The 238-nt window shown below is 79.4% G+C and carries 1 protein-coding gene; it reads right to left on the bottom strand.

The features are described from left to right. The coding region (locus KVT44_RS57000; RefSeq protein ID WP_217577175.1) for an FAD-dependent monooxygenase at positions 1-238 on the bottom strand (238 nt) is incomplete at both ends.

Raw genomic sequence — 238 nt, 5'->3', positions numbered from 1 at the left:
CGGGGACCGCGACACGGGGCTCTTTGCGCCCCACACTGCGCCCGCCGTCGCATGCGACGAGGTAGCGCGAGCGGAGGTGCGTGCCGTCCGCCAGCTCGACGGCCACCCCGGACCCGGCCCCGTCGTGGGACTGACCCAGCCCGCCCACTTCCCACCCCCGCCGGATCTCGGCGCCGGGTTCGGGGGCACGCTGGGGGGGCAGCCGCCCGGGGGCCGGGTGCGGGGGGGGGGGACCGTA

It is taken from the genome of Streptomyces sp. GbtcB7 (assembly GCF_019091445.1).
Lineage (GTDB): Bacteria > Actinomycetota > Actinomycetes > Streptomycetales > Streptomycetaceae > Streptomyces > Streptomyces mirabilis.
Note: the sequence above shows the minus strand (reverse complement) of the source record. Positions and strands in the feature narration are given on the sequence as shown.